We start from the raw sequence: 15,306 nt of genomic DNA on the forward strand, positions 1-15,306 counted from the left end.
CTAATCCCTTACTAATCCTCACTTGGTGCAAGTGAAAGACCTAGTGCTTTTAATTTGCTTAAAACCTCTTCTAATGACTTTTTACCTAAGTTTCTGACTTTCATCATATCTTCTTCTGTCCTGTTTGTAAGATCTTCAACAGTGTTAATTCCTGCCCTCTTCAGACAATTATAAGATCTTACTGAAAGATCCAGTTCTTCAATTGTCATCTCCAGAACTTTTTCTTTCTTTGTTTCTTCTTTTTCTACCATTATTTCTGCGTTCTTAGCACTGTCGGATAAATCAATAAAGAGGTTCAAATGTTCACTCATCACTTTTGCACCTAAACTAATTGCTTCGTCCGGCTTTATACTTCCGTTAGTCCATACTTCCAACGTCAGCTTGTCGTAGTCTGTAACTTGACCGATACGAGTATTTTCAACTGTATAATTAACCTTTCTCACCGGAGTAAAAATTGAATCAACAGGTATAACTCCTATGGGCTGGGAGGGCAGCTTATTTTTTTCAGCAGATACATATCCTCTGCCTCTGTTTATTGTCATTTCCATATATAGCCTGCCTTCACCAGTAAGAGTGGCTATTTTGTGGTCAGGGTTTAAAATTTCCACATCAGCATCTGCCTTAATATCACCTGCTGTTACTTCTCCTTCACCGTCAGCATCAATGTAAATAACTTTTGGTCCTTCACTGTGTATGTCCAGTGACAATCCTTTAAGATTAAGAATTATTTCTGTTACATCTTCAACTACACCGGGAATAGTTGAAAATTCATGTAATACTCCATCTATTTTTATTGATGTTACAGCTACACCGGGCAAAGATGAAAGTAATATTCTTCTTAGTGAATTACCAAGAGTTATACCATATCCTCTTTCCAATGGTTCCACCACAAACTTGCCATACACGTTATCTTCCGTAGTTATCACATTTTCAATTCTTGGCTTTTCAATTTCTATCATCAAAAACCCTCCCTTTTAATAGCTTTTGATTTTTTTGAGGGCAACTGATTCAAAACTCTGATTACTGTACAATACCCGCTTTTAAACTTTCATCTCTGGCATAGATCCTCAGTTGCTGAACCAAACAAATACAGCTAAAAATATACTATAATTACTTGGAGTATAACTCAACTATCAGACTTTCTTTTATTGGTAAATCTATGTCTTCCCTGGTAGGTAGTGAAACTATTTTACCAGTTAAATTGTCCGCATCATACTCAATCCAGTTGGTAGGCGGCTTAGAAGCTGCGTAATCTGCATTGTCTTTAAATTTAGCTGAATTTCTGCTCTTTTCCCTTAAAGATATAACGTCCCCAACTTTAACTAAATATGATGGTATATTAACTTTTTTGCCGTTCACAGTAAAGTGACCATGTCTTACTAATTGTCTTGCTTCTTTTCTGGACATAGCAAGCCCCATTCTGTAAACAACATTATCAAGCCTTAGTTCTAATATTTGAAGTAAATTTTCCCCAGTGATTCCTTCTTTTTTAACAGCCATGTCAAAATATTTTCTAAACTGGCTTTCCAAAACACCATAGTATCTTCTTGCTTTTTGTTTTTCCCTAAGCTGCAAACCGTACTCAGATAGTTTTTTTCTGCCCTGTCCATGCTGTCCAGGAGCATATGGTCTTCTTGAAACAGCACATTTATTTGTAGTGCATCTTTCCCCTTTAAGGTAAAGTTTTTCACCTTCCCTGCGGCAGAGTCTGCAAGATGCAGCGGTATATCTCGCCATTTACTTTTACACCTCCAGCAATTTTTTAAATTTTCAAACAACTACACTCTTCTTCTCTTAGGCGGTCTACATCCGTTATGAGGGATGGGAGTTACGTCTTTTATAAGACTAACTTCAAGTCCCGCAGCCTGAAGTGCCCTTATAGCAGCTTCCCTTCCAGACCCTGGACCCTTTACATATACTTCTACAGTTTTTAAACCATGTTCCATTGCTGCTTTTGCAGCAGTTTCAGCTGCCATTTGAGCTGCATATGGAGTGCTTTTTCTTGAGCCTCTAAAACCAAGCCCTCCTGCACTAGACCATGAAATTGCATTACCTGCAACATCAGTTATAGTCACAATTGTATTATTAAATGTAGAACGTATGTGTGCTGCCCCACGCTCTATATTTTTTCTTTCTCTTCTTCTTCTAGTGGTTCTTTTTCCACCAGATGCTTTAGCTGCCATTAAACCGTTAACCTCCTTTAACTATTTTTTTCTTTGAACTCCTACTGTTCTCTTTGGACCTTTTCTTGTCCTTGCATTGGTTTTGGTCCTTTGACCCCTTACAGGCAGTCCTTGTTTATGCCTTCTTCCCCTGTAGCATCCAATTTCCATTAACCTCTTTATGTTAAGGGCTACTTCTCTTCTAAGATCCCCCTCAACAGTAAAATTCCTATCTATAAATTCTCTAAGCTTGTTAACTTCTTCATCTGTCAAATCTCTTACTCTTGTATCCGGATTAACCCCGGTCTCTCTTACTATTCTTTTAGCAGAGCTTCTTCCAATACCGAAGATATAGGTTAATCCTATTTCAATTCTTTTTTCCCTGGGTAAGTCTACTCCGGCAATACGCGCCATATTTTTTTTACACCTCCACTAGTATTACTGTTTAATAACTTTATAATCTATAAAATAAACACACCAGGACATAGGTAACAGAACTATTACCTACGCAGCCGCTCTCCTGTATGTTATTTTTATTTTATAGTCCAATCCTTTTTTAGCCTTGTCTTTGCTTGTGTTTAGGATTTTGACATATAACCATTACTCTGCCTTTTCTTCTTATGATTTTACATTTTTCACATATAACCTTAACAGATGGTCTTACTTTCATTATCACTACCTCCTTAAATTACTTAGCCCTCCATGTTATTCTACCCCGGGTCAGGTCATAAGGAGAAAGTTCTACGGTAACCTTATCCCCAGGTAAAATCCTTATAAAATTCATTCTGAGTTTGCCTGAAATATGAGCCAAAACTTTGTGTCCATTTTCCAATTCAACCTCAAACATCGCATTTGGCAGCGCCTCAACAACTTTTCCTTCAACTTCAATTACATCTTCCTTAGACAAGATTAAAACCCCTCCTTATCTCTTAAATCAAATATCATCCACCCAAAAGACTAAGTGCCGCTTTTTTCATTCTCCAGCTCAGCTAATGCCTTCCGGATTTCTGAATTTGAAATCCTGTCTCCCTTAGAAAGTTTTTCTTTCAAAGGTAAAATAACTTCTTTAGTAGCCTTTATATGTTTTATCTTCTTTTTCTTTGGCTTTTCAATGCGCCTTAAGTCACCATCTGAAATCAAAACATGCTTGTCATCTATTCTTCCTACTACAACAAATACTCTTCCTGCGTCTCTGCCTGCAATTGATAACACTACCCGTCCTAAGTCAACATCCATTACATCACCTCTATTAAAATCCCTAAAACTAGTTTTGCATGGTAACCTAGTCAAGCATGGTCAATATTAGAGGACCTTTTTCAGTGATGGCGACGGTATTCTCATAGTGAGCTGATAATTTTCCGTCGGCTGTAACCACCGTCCATCCATTGTCTAAAACTTTAACTTCGTGGCCGCCCTCATTTACCATTGGCTCTATGGCAAGGGTCATTCCTTCCACTAACCTTGCTCTTTGGAATCTGCAGCGATAATTGGGAACCTGCGGCTCTTCATGCATTTCTCTCCCGATACCATGACCTACAAACTCACGTACAACAGAGTATCCCGCTTCTACCACACAGTCTTCAATTGCTCCTGAAATATCAATTATCCTGTTTCCCACCACCGCTTTTTTTAGTCCCTCAAAAAAGCTTTTTTTGGTAACTTCAATCAGTCTCCGGGATTCAGATGATATATTTCCTACAGGAAAAGTCCTTGCTGCATCTCCATGAAACCCATTTATATAAGCTCCAACGTCAACACTTATAATATCGCCATCTTTTAGTTCTCTTAAACCTGGTATTCCATGAACTACCTCATCATTTATTGATGCACATATACTTCCCGGGAAATCATCAATATTAGCATATGCAGCTTTATATCCTTTAAAGGAAGGTATAGCCCCTTTGCTTCTGATGGATTCTTCAGCAATTCTGTCAAGTTCAATGGTTGTAACTCCAGGGCTGATATTCTCTTCAATCTTTTTAAGAACTAAAGCTACTATTTCTCCGGCTGTCCTCATAAGATCTATTTCACTTTTTGTCTTTATTGAAATCATTAAAATTCACCCAAAGCTTTAATTACTTCGTTAGTCGTGTCTTCTATTTTCTCTTTGCCTACAACTGTGACAAGGTTTCCTTTTTTAGTATAGTACTCAATTAATGGCTCTGTCTGCTTATGATAGGTTTCAAGTCTTTTTCTTACAATTTCTTCTTTGTCGTCTTCCCTTTGTACAACATTTGCTTCACAGTTATCGCATACATTCTCTTTAGCTGTGGGCTTATATACTGTATGATAACTTGCTCCGCATTTTGGACAAACTCTCCGCCCGGACATTCTCTTTACTATTTCATCATCCGGAACATGGATGTTTAACACTTTGTCAAGCTTAACACCCATTTCTTCCAGCATAGCATCCAGTTTTTCTGCCTGCTCAATTGTCCTGGGGAACCCGTCCAAAATAAAACCTTTCTGGCAATCCGGCTCTGTCAGCCTGTCTTTTACTATTCCTATTGTTATTTCGTCCGGAACCAACAGCCCTTTGTCAATATACTCTTTGGCTTTTTTCCCAAGTTCCGTCCCGTTTTTAATATTGCTTCTGAATATGTCCCCAGTAGAGATATGAGGAACATTATGGGTCTTTGCTAAATTCACTGCCTGTGTACCTTTGCCCGCTCCCGGGGCACCTAATATAACTAGTCTCATAGCATCCTCCATAATTTTAAATATTAACTGCTACTGGCAACTACTCTAAAAATCCTTTGTAATGTCTCATTATCATCTGTGACTCTATCTGCTTAACAGTTTCTAGTGCAACCCCAACCATAATCATTATACTGGATCCGGCAATCCAAACACCCTGTAATTTTGTCAAAGTTCCAAGTAAGGATGGGAATAATTGTATTGCCGCAATAAATACTGCTGAAAACCAAGTTATTCTGTTAACAACTTTAAAAATGTAGTCTGAAGTTGGCTTTCCTGGCCTTATTCCCGGTATAAATCCGCCGTTCTTCTTTAAGTTATTTGCAAGTTCTACTGGGTTAAACTGTATAAAAGTATAGAAAAATGTGAAGAACATTATTAAAACACCGTTTAATGCAGCCACCCATGGTTTTTCCGGAAAATGTCTGAAAAATACCGCAACGGGATGGGTGGAATTAGCCCAGAAGAACCCTACTATTGTAGGTGGAAGCATAATAAATGAAGATGCAAATATTATAGGTATAACTCCGGCCATATTTACCTTAATTGGTATATGGGTACTCTGGCCACCATACATTTTTCTTCCTACAACCCTCTTTGCATATTGAACAGGAATTCTTCTCTCAGCCTCCTGCACCCACACAACAGCTGTTACCACAGCTAAAAATACAAGTACAATTGCAGCTATTCCTACATAAAGCATTATTCCTGTTCCTATATTTTCTTTTTGAGCCATTAATGCGCCGTAGGCTGCGGGACCCTGTGAAAGAATACCTGCAAAAATTATAAGTGAAATCCCGTTTCCTATTCCATGTTCTGTTATCTGTTCTCCTAACCACATTAAAATTGCAGTTCCTGCTGTAAAAGTTAGCGTTATTGTCACAAATGAAAACCATCCTCTTGTCATTACAGCATCACGCAATCCAAAGTAAAAACCTGTTGCTTGCAAAAATGCTAAAACTACAGTCCCATACCTGGTATACTGAGCCATTATTTTCCGTCCTTCTTCTCCTTCTTTTGCAAGCTGTTCAAGTTTTGGAATTGCAACGGCCAATAGGTTCATAATAATGGATGCAGTAATATATGGTGTAATCCCTAATGCAAATATTGTTGCTCTTGCCAGGGCACCTCCCCCGATAATGTTGGCAAAGTTAAATATGGAGGCACCGCCTAGCAGTTCTTTTAGAATATCCGGATTTAATCCAGGTACAGGTATAGCAGCTCCTAGCCTGAAAAGCAACAGAAAAAACAAGGTAACCAGTATTCTTTTACGCAGGTCTGCTATTTTCCAGGCATTCCTCAGGGTCTCTATTATCGCTCGCATACTATATCACCTCGACCTTTCCTCCTGCAGCCTCAATCTTTTCAGAAGCTGTTTTGGTAAATTTGGTAGCCTTTACAGTAAGCTTTTTCTTTAAGTCCCCGTCACCTAGAATTTTAACACCGTCTACCACTTTTTTTACTAAACCTTTTTCTATTAGTAAGTTTTCATCAACAACAGTCCCGTCATCAAAAATATTTAAGTCCGAAACATTTACCACCGAGTAAACTTTTGCAAATATATTGTTAAAACCTCTTTTTGGAACCCTTCTATAAAGAGGCATTTGTCCGCCCTCGAATCCAATCCTTACGCCGCCGCCTGAACGGGATTTCTGGCCGCCTTGACCTCTTCCAGCCGTCTTTCCAAGGCCAGAGCCATAGCCTCTTCCTTTTCTCTTAGGCTGTTTTCTAGCTCCTTTGTTAGGTTGTAATTCGTATAGCTTCATTGATTACACCTCCCTTTATATTTCTTCTACAGCTATTACATGTTCCACTTTCTTTATCATACCTCTTATTTGCGGATTGTCATTTTGCTCCACAGAAGAACCAATTTTTTTCTTCAAGCCCAAAGCTTCTAAAGTCGCTAATTGGGGCTTTTTAAGTTTACTGGTACTTCTTACTAAAGTTATCTTGAGTTTTGCCACCAAAGTCCCCTCCTAACCTAATACTTCTTCCACTGTTTTACCACGAAGCTTTGCAACCTCTTCTACAGTTTTTAGCTGAGAGAGACCTGTAATGGTTGCCCTGACCATGTTAATAGGATTGTTTGAGCCCAGCGATTTTGTCCTGATGTCTTTAATACCTGCCAACTCCAATACCGCTCTCACAGGACCCCCAGCTATAACTCCGGTACCCTGACCGGCTGGCTTTAAAAGTACCTTTCCGGCACCAAATTCCCCCATCATTTCATGTGGGATTGTTGTATCTACAATTGGAACTTTTATAAGGTTTTTCTTAGCAGCATCTATACCTTTTCTAATTGCGTCAGGTATTTCAGCAGCCTTTCCTATACCAGCTCCAACATGACCGTTTTCGTCGCCTACCACTACCAAAGCACTGAAACGGAAGTTTCTACCACCTTTAACAACCTTGGTTACGCGTCCTATATTAACTACTTTTTCTTTTAAGTCCAATACACTGGCATCAATTCGTTGCAATTTATTCTCCCTCCTTACTTAGAATTCTAATCCCGCTTCTCTTGCACCTTCTGCAAACTCTTTTACTCTTCCATGGTACAAGTATCCGCCTCTGTCAAATACCACTTTTTTTATACCTTCTTTAATGGCTTTTTGACCAAGAAGTTTTCCAACTTCCCTGGCAACTTCTTTGTTCCCGCAATTTTTATATTTTCCTTTTATGCTGCTGTCCAGTGATGATGCAGCAACAAGAGTTTTTCCTGTGGTATCATCTATAACCTGGGCGTAAAAGTTTGTAAGGCTTCTATATACATTTAAACGTGGTCTTTCTGTTGTTCCCTTTATTTTCTTACGCACCCTAGCATGTTTTCTAAGTCTAGCCACATTTTTACCAGGCTTTTTAATCATCCAGTCTCACTCTCCCTCTACTTACCAGTTTTACCTTCTTTTCTTCTTACAACTTCATTAGCATATCTGACACCTTTGCCTTTGTAAACCTCTGGTGGTCTCTTGCTTCTTATTTTAGCAGCAAATTCCCCTACCGCCTGTTTGTCTATTCCCTTTACAATAATCTGGTTGGGAGCTGGTACCTCAACAGTTATACCTTCCGGCTCTTCCATCTCAACCGGGTTGGAATACCCTAATGAGAGTACTAGCTTTTTCCCTTGCTTTTGTGCCCTGTAACCAACCCCGTGTATCTCAAGGGCCTTTTGAAACCCTTCAGTTACTCCAACAACCATATTGTTTATTAACGTTCTTGTCAATCCATGTAATGATTTATGCTTCTTCAGGTCTGAAGGCCTCTCAACTACAACTTTTCCGTCTTCTACTTTTATAATCATATCTTTATGAAATGATTTTGTCAAAACACCGTTTTTACCTTTTACAACAACGGTATTGTCGTCATTAAGAGTGATATCAACGCCTGAAGGTATTTCTATAGGTGCTTTACCTATCCTGGACATAACTAAACCTCCTGTTCTTAACATTATGAGCCCAAATACTTTGAACCCTTTTCAGATACATTTTATTACCATACATAAGCTAAAACTTCTCCGCCAACACCTTCAGCTCTTGCTTTCTTATCAGTCATAACGCCCTTAGAGGTTGAAATTATCGCTATTCCCAAACCTCCAAGCACCTTTGGTATCTGATCTTTTGCTACATAAACCCTTAGTCCCGGTTTACTAATTCTCTTAATTCCTGTAATTACACTTTGTCTAGTAGGAGCATATTTTAGCTTTATCCTTAAAATACCTTGTTTACCATCATCTATTTCTTCTATATCTCTTACATAACCCTCTTCCAATAGTATTTTTGCTATTGATCTCTTTATATTGGAAGCCGGTACATCAACTGTTTCATGTTTTGCAGAACTAGCATTTCTTATTCTTGTCAACATATCTGCAATTACATCTGTTGCCTGCATGTGCTTAACCTCCTTTCACAAGATAACTACCAACTTGCTTTTCTAACACCTGGTATCTGGCCTTTATAAGCTAATTCCCTAAAGCACAAACGGCATATGCCGAACTTTCTAATGTAAGCATGTGGACGTCCACACAGTTTGCAACGGTTATACTCTCTTGTCTTATACTTTTGCTTTCTCTGTTGCTTTAATATCATCGCCTTTTTTGCCACGCAAAAATCCCTCCTTTAGCTCTGTGTAAACGGCATTCCCATTAACTTAAGAAGCTCTCTTGCTTCCTCATCAGTCTTAGCCGTTGTCACAAAAGTTATATCCATTCCTCTTATCTTCTCAACCTTGTCATAATCTATTTCAGGAAATATCAACTGTTCTTTAACGCCTAAGGAATAATTACCTCTTCCATCAAAGGAATTTACAGGTACCCCTCTAAAGTCACGAACTCTTGGTAGTGCTACGTTAAAGAGCTTATGAACAAAATCGTACATTCTGTCTCCTCTTAAAGTTACTTTACAGCCAACATTCATACCTGTTCTAAGCTTAAAAGCCGCAACAGACTTTTTAGCTTTTGTAACTATAGGTTTTTGACCTGAAATTAATGTCAAGTCATTCACTGCAGCATCTAATGCTTTTGGATCGTCCTTTGCATCTCCGATTCCCATATTTAGCACAACTTTTTCAAGTTTGGGAACTTCCATTACACTTTTATAATTAAACTTTGATTTCAAAGCTGGTGCCACTTCATTTAAATATTTATCTTTTAGTCCCGGCATTTAAACAACCTCCTTCCCTACACATAGTACTTATTTCTTTGGTCCTCTTATTGAATCTATAACCTCGCCGCATTTTTTGCATGCCCTGTCCTTTGCACCATTTTCATAGACAGTTATTTTCGTTTTTGAAGGTTTGCCACACTTTGAACAAATCAACATTACTTTTGAACTGTGTATAGGTGCTTCCTGATTTATAATTCCTCCCTGCTGCATTGGCGGTCTTGGTCTTACATGCTTTTTCACCATGTTAACCCCTTCAACCAAAACCATGCTATTTCCAGGGAAAGTTCTTATAACCTTACCTTTTTTGTTTTTATCTTTTCCGCTTAAAACTATAACAGTATCACCTTTTTTTACATGAATCTTGTTTTTCATTTAAAAGCCGCCTCCTCTCCTATAAAACTTCTGGCGCAAGTGATAATATTTTCATGTACTCCTTATCTCTTAGTTCCCTTGCTACAGGGCCAAATATACGCGTTCCTCTGGGGTTTTTATCCTCCCTTATTATTACCGCTGCATTTTCGTCAAATCTGATATATGAACCGTCAGGTCTTCTAACTCCCTTTTTAGAACGGACAATTACGCACCTTACAATTTCACCTTTTTTTACAACGCCGCCTGGCGTTGCATCTTTAACTGAAGCGACTATTACATCACCGATATTTGCATACTTTCTTTTAGAACCACCAAGAACCTTTATGCACATTACTTTTTTTGCTCCAGTATTATCAGCCACCTTAAGCATGGATTCTGACTGAATCATGTTTAAAACCTCCTTTCAAAAGCAACTTGGTGTTATAAATAATCCTAACGGGCTTTTTCAACTATCTCTACAAGTCTCCATCTTTTATGCCTGCTCAAAGGACGTGTTTCCATAACTCTTACAATATCGCCTACGCGGCATTCGTTGTTTTCATCGTGGGCTTTTAGTTTATATGTCCTTTTAACAAACTTTTTATATAATGGATGCTTTACTGCACTTTCCACACTTACAACTATTGTTTTATCCATTTTATCGCTTGTTACCTTGCCCACTCTTGTCTTTCTTAAACCTCTTTGTGACACTTAGCCTACCTCCTTCCAGGATTACACCTTTATATCATTAAGTTCCCTTTCCCTTAAAACAGTTTTAATACGGGCAATTGACTTTCTTACTTCTCTTAATCTCATTGGATTGTCAAGCTGGTTAGTAGCATGTTGAAACCTTAATTTAAACAACTCGGATTTTAAATCCATTAATTCTTTATTTAATTCCTCCCGTGATTTTTCTCTTATTTCTTTAGCTTTCATCTGCTTCACCACCCATTTCATCTTCACGTGCCACGAATTTACACTTAATGGGAAGTTTATGCATAGCAAGCCTTAGAGCTTCCCTTGCAGTATCTTCTGGCACTCCGCCAATTTCAAACATAACTCTTCCCGGTTTCACAACAGCTACCCAGTATTCCGGTGAACCTTTACCGCTACCCATACGTGTTTCCGCAGGTTTTTGTGTTACAGGTTTGTCTGGGAAAATTTTTATCCAAACTTTTCCCCCTCTTCTTATAAAACGGGTCATAGCTACTCTGGCAGCTTCTATTTGATTACTTGTAATCCATCCTGGCTCTACAGCTTTTATACCATAATCACCATAAGTTACTTTGTTGCCCCTTGTTGCAACACCTTTCATTCTGCCTCTGTGAACCCTTCTATACTTCACTCTTTTAGGCATTAACACTTTTCTCTCCTCCTTCCGCCCTTTTATCCCTCTTAGCAGCTGGAAGAACTTCTCCCTTATATATCCAGACTTTAACGCCTAATTTTCCGTAAGTTGTATCAGCTTCAGCAAATCCATAATCCACGTCTGCCCTTAAAGTCTGAAGTGGTATTGTTCCTTCACGATAATGTTCAGTCCTTGCTATCTCTGCACCGCCTAATCTTCCTGAAACCTGGGTTTTTATACCCTTTGCACCTAATTTCATGGCTCTTGCCATTGCCTGTTTCATAGCCCTTCTGAAGGAAATTCTCTTTTCAAGCTGTGCCGCTATGTTTTCAGCTACTAACTGTGCATTAAGTTCCGGAGTTTTTATTTCTGTTATATTTATAAGCACACTCTTTTGTGTAAGTTTTTCTAACTGTCTTCTCAATTCGTCTATTCCTGAACCGCCTCTTCCAATTACAAGACCCGGCTTTGCAGTGTGAACATTAATCTTAACCTTATTAGCTGCTCTCTCAATTTCTATTCTTGCAATACCTGCTGTATAAAGTTTCTTCTTTATAAAATTTCTTATCTTAACATCTTCAATAAGAAACTCACAAAAAGTCTTTTTATTTGCATACCATTTTGTATCCCAGTCTTTTATAATTCCAACTCTTAACCCATGTGGATTAACTTTCTGTCCCATTATCCACCCTCCTTTTCACATCATTCTCTTTCCTTAACTACTATGGTAATATGACTTGTTCTTTTTCTTATTCTGTTGGCCCTTCCCTGAGCTCTTGGCCTTATTCTCTTTAATGTAGGACCTTGGTTAGCATAGCAGTCAGCCACGTACAATTCATCCCTGTTTAAATCGTTATTATTCACTGCGTTTGATTCAGCAGATTTCAAAAGTTTAAATAATATCTCCGATGCAGCTTTTGGAGTATATCTCAAAATCGCATAAGCTTCGCCAATGTCCTTATTCTTTATAAGATCTAAAACAATCTTAACTTTTCTAGGAGATATTCTCGCATACCTAAGTGTTGCAATACCCCTGTCCTTGCCAATCCCTAAAGCTTTTCTTTCCTTCTTGGTAAGCAAAGCAGGTTTATTTGATTTTCTATGCTTTTTACTATAAACTTCTAAAGCTTTTTCCCTGTCTTTAAGAAGTTCTCTTTTAGAAATAGTTTCTTTTGCCAACTTGATCTCCTCCTTTCATGATGAACTCCTTTACTTTAACGCCGTTGACCTTTCAGTATGGCTCCCGTGACCTCTAAATGTCCTTGTAGGAGCAAATTCACCTAATTTATGTCCAACCATATCCTCTGTTATATATACAGGCACATGTTTTCTTCCATCGTGCACCGCTATTGTATGTCCAACCATCTGTGGAAATATGGTAGATGCCCTTGACCATGTCTTAATTACTTTCTTTTCATTTTTATTATTCATTTCCTCAATTCTTTTAAACAGCTTCTTGTCAACAAATGGCCCCTTTTTTGTGGATCTACTCATTACTCAGTGTCCTCCTTTCATTCTGATTATATAGAGAAGGAAAAACCGCTTCCTAAAATTACTTCTTAGTTCTTCTCTTTACAATATACTTATCAGAGTCTTTATTTTTCTTTCTGGTCTTGTATCCTAATGTAGGCACACCCCAAGGTGTAACAGGGCTTGGCATACCAATTGGTGATTTACCTTCTCCACCACCATGTGGGTGATCCACAGGGTTCATAACTACCCCTCTTACACTTGGCCTTCTGCCTAGCCATCTTTGTCTTCCAGCTTTACCTATTGTAATATTTTCATGTTCAATATTGCCTACCTGACCAATGGAAGCTTTACATTTCACATTAATCATTCTAACTTCACCTGACGGAAGTCTTACTTGTGCATACTTTCCTTCTTTAGCCATCAGCTGGGCTGAGTTACCTGCCGCTCTTACAAGCTGACCACCTTTGCCAGGTTTAAGCTCAATATTGTGTATTTCTGTTCCTACAGGTATGTTGATAAGAGGTAATGCATTTCCAGGTCTTATGTCCGCATTTTCACCTGATTCCACAATATCCCCTGGTTTTAAGCCTTCAGGAGCTATTATATACCTCTTCTCACCATCAAAATAGTGTAATAGTGCAATGTTAGCTGTCCTGTTCGGGTCATATTCAATAGCTGCTACTTTTGCCTTTATGCCGTCTTTATCCCTCTTAAAATCTATTATTCTATATTTCCTTCTCGCACCGCCACCCCTGTGCCTAACTGTGATTCTTCCGTATGAGTTTCTTCCGGAATTTTTCTTTAAAGGCATTACCAGGGATTTCTCAGGCTCTTTTTTGGTTATATCCTCAAAAGTAGATACTGACATAAATCTTCTGCCTGGAGAAGTGGGTTTATACTTTTTTATCGCCATTTCACCTTTTCACTCCTTTATCAATCTTACATCACAAGGTCAATTCTATTGTGTAGCTCCAAACTCTTCGATGGATGTCTTGAACTTCTTATTAATAACAGCTTCTTTACCGCCTTTTTCAATGTAAGACACTGGCTTTGGATCAGTGTCAATTTTTACAATTGCCTTTTTCCAATCAGGTCTGAATCCTTCATGAACGCCCATTCTCTTTTTCTTTCCTTTAAAGTTCATGGTATTAACTTTTAGAACCTTAACCTGGAATAATTTTTCAACAGCCTTCTTTATTTCTGTCTTTGTAGCATTCTTGTCAACTATAAAGGTGTACTTGCCCTCTGCTACTTCCATATTACTCTTTTCCGTTATAAGAGGCTTTTTTATAATATCTTCAGCTAATTTCATTATGCGTACACCTCCTCTATCTTAGATACTGCCTCCCTGGTTACAATGAATTTATTGTGTCTTACAATGTCATAAACATTAATTGTATTTACAAGAAGCGTCTTTATACCAGGTATATTTCTGGATGATTTTTCAATATTTTCATTCTTTTCAGGGATAACTATAACTGCACTATCGTCCACTTTTAAATTTTTCAATATCTCTGCCATATGCTTTGTTTTAATTGAATCTAAATTAAGTGAATCTAAAACAATAATTTGGTCTTCAGCAACTTTTGAAGAAAGTGCTGACTTTAGCGCAAGCCTTCTTAGTTTTTTAGGAAGTGTATATCTGTAGCTTCTTGGCTTTGGTGCAAATACAACTCCACCTTTTATCCATAGAGGTGAACGTATGCTACCATGCCTTGCCCTTCCTGTTCCTTTTTGCCTCCATGGCTTTATCCCGCCGCCACGGACTTCAGCTCTTGTCTTGGCAGACTGTGTACCCTGCCTTTTATTTGCCAGTTGATTAACTACTACCTGGTGAACCGCTCCTTTGTTAATATCAACGGCAAATATATTATCACTAAGTTCAATATCACCAATTACATTTCCGTTTATATCATAAACATCTACTTTTGGCATTTGAATTTCTCCTCCTTCCGTCTAGTTTACTTGCTAGCCTTAACTGCACTCTTAATCATTAAAAGACCGCCTCTTGCTCCTGGCACAGCACCTTTAACTAATAGTAAATTCCTTTCTGAATCTACTTTCACCACATTAAGATTCTGAACAGTAACCCTTTCTACTCCCATATGACCTGAAAGCTTTCTGCCTTTAAAAACCTTTCCTGGATCTGCACATCCTGAGAGTGCCCCTACTCCTCTGTGATAGTGTGAACCGTGAGTTTCACGTCCTCTTGAATAGCCGTGTCTCTTTATAGCACCTGCAAATCCTTTACCTTTTGATGTTCCGGTTACGTCTACTTTGTCTCCTTCTTCAAATACATCTACTTTGATTTCCTGTCCGATTTCAAACCCCTCTGTATTGCTAACTCTGAATTCTCTTAAATATCTTTTAGGAGTTAACTTATGTTTAGCAAATACGCCTCTTTCCGGCTTATTTAATGCTTTTTCCTTTACATCCTCATATCCTACTTTTACAGCTGTATATCCGTCCGTTTCATTAGTTTTTGTTTGAACAACAGTAACAGGACCAGCCTCTATTACTGTAACAGGCACTACCAATCCGTCATCAGTAAAAACTTGTGTCATCCCTAGCTTTTTGCCTAGTATAAATTTTTCCATCTCTCTTCCCTCCTATTGGT

At 38.3% G+C, this 15,306-nt stretch carries 30 protein-coding genes; all 30 read right to left on the reverse strand.

Features of this window, described 5'->3' with window-relative positions:
* Positions 1 to 11: 11 nt before the first annotated feature.
* A complete protein-coding gene (locus HVS_RS14995) occupies positions 12 to 959 on the reverse strand; it encodes a DNA-directed RNA polymerase subunit alpha (protein WP_101303585.1) in 948 nt (315 codons plus the stop codon).
* A gap of 151 nt (positions 960 to 1,110) precedes the next feature.
* Positions 1,111 to 1,737 (reverse strand): 30S ribosomal protein S4, encoded by a 627-nt coding sequence (gene rpsD, locus HVS_RS15000; protein WP_101303587.1) that lies wholly within the window; start codon positions 1,735 to 1,737, stop codon positions 1,111 to 1,113.
* A 41-nt stretch (positions 1,738 to 1,778) separates the two neighbouring features.
* Positions 1,779 to 2,183: a 30S ribosomal protein S11 gene (gene rpsK / locus HVS_RS15005; protein ID WP_101303589.1), complete on the reverse strand. Its 405-nt coding sequence runs from the start codon at positions 2,181 to 2,183 to the stop codon at positions 1,779 to 1,781.
* Positions 2,184 to 2,204: 21 nt separating this feature from the next.
* Positions 2,205 to 2,576 (reverse strand): 30S ribosomal protein S13, encoded by a 372-nt coding sequence (gene rpsM, locus HVS_RS15010; protein WP_101303591.1) that lies wholly within the window; start codon positions 2,574 to 2,576, stop codon positions 2,205 to 2,207.
* A gap of 142 nt (positions 2,577 to 2,718) precedes the next feature.
* Complete coding sequence (rpmJ, locus tag HVS_RS15015; RefSeq protein WP_003514672.1) at positions 2,719 to 2,832, reverse strand: 50S ribosomal protein L36; 114 nt, start codon at positions 2,830 to 2,832, stop codon at positions 2,719 to 2,721.
* 18 nt (positions 2,833 to 2,850) lie between these two features.
* Positions 2,851 to 3,069 carry a translation initiation factor IF-1 gene (infA, locus tag HVS_RS15020; protein WP_003514670.1) on the reverse strand — a complete coding sequence of 73 codons (219 nt, stop codon included), beginning with the start codon at positions 3,067 to 3,069 and terminating at the stop codon, positions 2,851 to 2,853.
* 50 nt (positions 3,070 to 3,119) lie between these two features.
* A complete protein-coding gene (locus tag HVS_RS15025; protein WP_101303593.1) occupies positions 3,120 to 3,398 on the reverse strand; it encodes a KOW domain-containing RNA-binding protein in 279 nt (92 codons plus the stop codon).
* Between the two features lie 46 nt (positions 3,399 to 3,444).
* A complete protein-coding gene (gene map / locus HVS_RS15030) occupies positions 3,445 to 4,215 on the reverse strand; it encodes a type I methionyl aminopeptidase (protein ID WP_101303595.1) in 771 nt (256 codons plus the stop codon).
* On the reverse strand, positions 4,215 to 4,862 hold the full coding sequence (locus HVS_RS15035; RefSeq protein ID WP_101303597.1) for an adenylate kinase: 648 nt from the start codon (positions 4,860 to 4,862) through the stop codon (positions 4,215 to 4,217). Before HVS_RS15035 ends, map begins: the two co-directional genes overlap by 1 nt.
* Positions 4,863 to 4,902: 40 nt before the next feature.
* Complete coding sequence (gene secY / locus HVS_RS15040) at positions 4,903 to 6,183, reverse strand: preprotein translocase subunit SecY (protein ID WP_101303599.1); 1,281 nt, start codon at positions 6,181 to 6,183, stop codon at positions 4,903 to 4,905.
* A gap of 1 nt (position 6,184) precedes the next feature.
* The gene (gene rplO / locus HVS_RS15045) at positions 6,185 to 6,625 is read right to left on the reverse strand and encodes a 50S ribosomal protein L15 (RefSeq protein WP_101303602.1); all 441 of its coding nucleotides are present in this window, start codon (positions 6,623 to 6,625) and stop codon (positions 6,185 to 6,187) included.
* A 15-nt stretch (positions 6,626 to 6,640) separates the two neighbouring features.
* On the reverse strand, positions 6,641 to 6,823 hold the full coding sequence (rpmD, locus tag HVS_RS15050; protein ID WP_101303604.1) for a 50S ribosomal protein L30: 183 nt from the start codon (positions 6,821 to 6,823) through the stop codon (positions 6,641 to 6,643).
* A 12-nt stretch (positions 6,824 to 6,835) separates the two neighbouring features.
* A complete protein-coding gene (gene rpsE / locus HVS_RS15055) occupies positions 6,836 to 7,336 on the reverse strand; it encodes a 30S ribosomal protein S5 (protein WP_101303606.1) in 501 nt (166 codons plus the stop codon).
* A gap of 18 nt (positions 7,337 to 7,354) precedes the next feature.
* A complete protein-coding gene (gene rplR, locus HVS_RS15060; protein ID WP_101303608.1) occupies positions 7,355 to 7,723 on the reverse strand; it encodes a 50S ribosomal protein L18 in 369 nt (122 codons plus the stop codon).
* Positions 7,724 to 7,740: 17 nt separating this feature from the next.
* Complete coding sequence (rplF, locus tag HVS_RS15065; RefSeq protein ID WP_101303610.1) at positions 7,741 to 8,280, reverse strand: 50S ribosomal protein L6; 540 nt, start codon at positions 8,278 to 8,280, stop codon at positions 7,741 to 7,743.
* Positions 8,281 to 8,345: 65 nt separating this feature from the next.
* A complete protein-coding gene (gene rpsH, locus HVS_RS15070; RefSeq protein ID WP_101303612.1) occupies positions 8,346 to 8,744 on the reverse strand; it encodes a 30S ribosomal protein S8 in 399 nt (132 codons plus the stop codon).
* Positions 8,745 to 8,770: 26 nt separating this feature from the next.
* The gene (locus HVS_RS15075) at positions 8,771 to 8,956 is read right to left on the reverse strand and encodes a type Z 30S ribosomal protein S14 (protein ID WP_101303614.1); all 186 of its coding nucleotides are present in this window, start codon (positions 8,954 to 8,956) and stop codon (positions 8,771 to 8,773) included.
* Between the two features lie 15 nt (positions 8,957 to 8,971).
* The gene (gene rplE / locus HVS_RS15080; RefSeq protein WP_101303616.1) at positions 8,972 to 9,514 is read right to left on the reverse strand and encodes a 50S ribosomal protein L5; all 543 of its coding nucleotides are present in this window, start codon (positions 9,512 to 9,514) and stop codon (positions 8,972 to 8,974) included.
* Between the two features lie 30 nt (positions 9,515 to 9,544).
* A complete protein-coding gene (rplX, locus tag HVS_RS15085) occupies positions 9,545 to 9,889 on the reverse strand; it encodes a 50S ribosomal protein L24 (protein ID WP_101303618.1) in 345 nt (114 codons plus the stop codon).
* Positions 9,890 to 9,908: 19 nt separating this feature from the next.
* Positions 9,909 to 10,277 (reverse strand): 50S ribosomal protein L14, encoded by a 369-nt coding sequence (gene rplN / locus HVS_RS15090; RefSeq protein WP_101303620.1) that lies wholly within the window; start codon positions 10,275 to 10,277, stop codon positions 9,909 to 9,911.
* A gap of 44 nt (positions 10,278 to 10,321) precedes the next feature.
* The gene (gene rpsQ, locus HVS_RS15095) at positions 10,322 to 10,579 is read right to left on the reverse strand and encodes a 30S ribosomal protein S17 (RefSeq protein WP_101303623.1); all 258 of its coding nucleotides are present in this window, start codon (positions 10,577 to 10,579) and stop codon (positions 10,322 to 10,324) included.
* 21 nt (positions 10,580 to 10,600) lie between these two features.
* A complete protein-coding gene (gene rpmC / locus HVS_RS15100; RefSeq protein WP_101303626.1) occupies positions 10,601 to 10,804 on the reverse strand; it encodes a 50S ribosomal protein L29 in 204 nt (67 codons plus the stop codon).
* Positions 10,794 to 11,231 carry a 50S ribosomal protein L16 gene (gene rplP, locus HVS_RS15105; protein WP_101303628.1) on the reverse strand — a complete coding sequence of 146 codons (438 nt, stop codon included), beginning with the start codon at positions 11,229 to 11,231 and terminating at the stop codon, positions 10,794 to 10,796. The genes rpmC and rplP overlap by 11 nt, the downstream gene beginning before the upstream one ends.
* Positions 11,218 to 11,898 (reverse strand): 30S ribosomal protein S3, encoded by a 681-nt coding sequence (gene rpsC, locus HVS_RS15110; RefSeq protein ID WP_101303630.1) that lies wholly within the window; start codon positions 11,896 to 11,898, stop codon positions 11,218 to 11,220. Before rpsC ends, rplP begins: the two co-directional genes overlap by 14 nt.
* 20 nt (positions 11,899 to 11,918) lie before the next feature.
* Entirely contained in the window at positions 11,919 to 12,296 is a 378-nt protein-coding gene (rplV, locus tag HVS_RS15115; RefSeq protein ID WP_192876545.1) for a 50S ribosomal protein L22, read from the reverse strand.
* A 129-nt stretch (positions 12,297 to 12,425) separates the two neighbouring features.
* Positions 12,426 to 12,710 carry a 30S ribosomal protein S19 gene (gene rpsS / locus HVS_RS15120; RefSeq protein ID WP_101303634.1) on the reverse strand — a complete coding sequence of 95 codons (285 nt, stop codon included), beginning with the start codon at positions 12,708 to 12,710 and terminating at the stop codon, positions 12,426 to 12,428.
* A 58-nt stretch (positions 12,711 to 12,768) separates the two neighbouring features.
* Positions 12,769 to 13,602 (reverse strand): 50S ribosomal protein L2, encoded by an 834-nt coding sequence (gene rplB, locus HVS_RS15125; RefSeq protein ID WP_101303636.1) that lies wholly within the window; start codon positions 13,600 to 13,602, stop codon positions 12,769 to 12,771.
* Positions 13,603 to 13,647: 45 nt separating this feature from the next.
* Positions 13,648 to 14,001 carry a 50S ribosomal protein L23 gene (rplW, locus tag HVS_RS15130; protein WP_101303638.1) on the reverse strand — a complete coding sequence of 118 codons (354 nt, stop codon included), beginning with the start codon at positions 13,999 to 14,001 and terminating at the stop codon, positions 13,648 to 13,650.
* On the reverse strand, positions 14,001 to 14,624 hold the full coding sequence (gene rplD, locus HVS_RS15135; RefSeq protein WP_101303640.1) for a 50S ribosomal protein L4: 624 nt from the start codon (positions 14,622 to 14,624) through the stop codon (positions 14,001 to 14,003). The genes rplW and rplD overlap by 1 nt, the downstream gene beginning before the upstream one ends.
* 26 nt (positions 14,625 to 14,650) lie before the next feature.
* Positions 14,651 to 15,286, reverse strand: coding sequence for a 50S ribosomal protein L3 (gene rplC, locus HVS_RS15140; RefSeq protein ID WP_101303642.1), 636 nt, complete (start codon positions 15,284 to 15,286; stop codon positions 14,651 to 14,653).
* Between the last annotated feature and the right edge of the window lie 20 nt (positions 15,287 to 15,306).

Origin of the sequence: Acetivibrio saccincola, from assembly GCF_002844395.1 — a bacterium.
Lineage (GTDB): Bacteria > Bacillota > Clostridia > Acetivibrionales > Acetivibrionaceae > Herbivorax > Herbivorax saccincola.